2 protein-coding genes are annotated in these 1,834 nt (G+C 57.4%); both read left to right on the top strand.

Annotation, left to right across the window (positions count from 1 at the left end; all coding sequences use genetic code 11):
* Nucleotides 1-132 precede the first annotated feature (132 nt).
* A complete protein-coding gene (locus tag DXD77_RS10175; RefSeq protein WP_233505160.1) occupies nucleotides 133-1,023 on the top strand; it encodes a DMT family transporter in 891 nt (296 codons plus the stop codon).
* Nucleotides 1,024-1,247: 224 nt separating this feature from the next.
* On the top strand, nucleotides 1,248-1,834 hold a 587-nt coding region (locus tag DXD77_RS10170), incomplete at its 3' end, for a PTS sugar transporter subunit IIC (RefSeq protein WP_147325446.1).

Here is a 1,834-nt window from a genome sequence, read left to right as displayed (position 1 = left end):
TGGTCGTGGGCATCGTCGGCGCGTTCTTCGGCGTGCTGGCGTAAGGGCCCGGCCTATTATTTGCCCCCAAGGGAAACGGCGACCCATTGCGGTCGCCGTTTTTTATTACCGAAAGCTAGTTGGAGGTGCTTCGTGATTCGATCTGACAATCCACCCGATAATGGCGTGAGCGGGGCGATGTATCTATTTGGCACGGCGCTCTTGTGGAGTTTTATCGGCATCCTCGTTCGCGCCAATTCGCAGTCAGCTCTTTTGATCGGTGCCGTCACGGCAATATTTATGGCGCTCTTTATCCTGCTCGTCGGCAGACCCGTCCTTCGCGTCAGCCGTCTTATTGTCCTTGTGGCCGTCTGCAACTTCGTGACGGGCACCACGTTTAACTTTGCCAACCAGCTCACGACGGTCGGCAACGCGATCGTTCTGCAGTACACCTCGATGATTTTCGTTATCGTGTATCAATCGCTCGCAACTCGCACGTTGCCCTCGCCTGCGAAGATTGCCTCCGTGGTGGTTGCTTTTACGGGTATGGGACTTTTCTTTTTAGGTGATTTGAGCGCCGAGGGCATGCTCGGAAATCTGCTTGCCGTCATTTCGGGCGCCACCTTTGGGCTGTGTTTCTTTTTAAACTCTCGCCCCGATGCGTCGCCCATGGTGTCCTCGCTCATCTCCTGCGGCATCTCGATACTTCCGATCGTCTATTTTGCCGGCGACCTAGGCTCCGTGAAACCCTTTGAGTGGGGGCTTATGCTGGTGCATGGCCTTTTTTGCAGCGGCCTTGCGAGTGTGCTGTATGCCAAGGGGATTGCGCGCACCAACGCGTTTGCGGCCAACTTGGTTTGCATGAGTGAGGTCGTGCTCGCTCCCTGCTGGTCGGCGCTCCTCTTTGGCGAGGTCTTTAGCTGGAACGAGTTCTTGGGCGCGGCGATGATCGTTTTGGTGATTGTGGCCAACTTGGCATCCGATGCTTTTGGCGACGGCTTTCTGGTGGCGCTTGTCCGCCATCGAAACAAAGAGCGTGCCTAATGGGATGCGCCTGCCGTTTACGGTAAAAAACACCCCGCTGAGCGACTGGTATTAAATAAGGCGAACCTGCATACCTATAATTGGTATCAAATCATTTGTGCCTGGTATGGGTGTTAGCAGCACGCCAGGTGCGGTTCGGACCGTGTGGTCAAACTCCCGGATTGATATCAATAACGCGCGCGACGGGAGTGACGACGGTTCGAGATTCCTTATTGGGAGGAACTATGCTTGTCCAAGCAATCCTCGTCGGCTTAGTCGGAGCTTTTGGATGTCTCGACTACCAGCTCGGCACCCTCTACGCGTTCCGCCCCATCGTCCTGTGCCCGCTCGTGGGCCTGGTGCTGGGGGACCTGCAGACTGGCCTTGCCGTTGGCGCCAGCCTGGAGTTGCTGTTCATGGGCTCGATCTCCATCGGCGCCTACGTGCCGCCTAACGAAACCGTCGGCGGCGTGCTCGCCTGCGCGTTTGCCATTCAGCTCGGTCAGGGTACCGAGACGGCCATCGCGCTCGCCATGCCCATCGCCGTCCTTGCACTGACGATCGGCAACATTACCAATGCCTTGTTCCCTGTGTTTGTCGATATGGCAGACAAGTTCGCCCTCAAGGGAAACCTCAAAGGCATCTACGCCGTTCATTGGGGAATTGGAATCTGGGGCTGCGTCGAGTACTTCCTGCTGTGCGGCGGCGCCTTCTATTTGGGTTCCGACGCCATCCAGGGCCTGCTCGACTTCATCCCGCCCTTCATCATCGACGGTTGCGGCGTTGCCGCCAACATCCTGCCTGCCATGGGCTTCGCCATGCTCGGCCGCCT

The sequence above is a fragment of the Collinsella sp. TM09-10AT genome (assembly GCF_003436275.1).
Lineage (GTDB): Bacteria > Actinomycetota > Coriobacteriia > Coriobacteriales > Coriobacteriaceae > Collinsella.
This window is presented reverse-complemented; position numbering and strand designations above follow the sequence as displayed.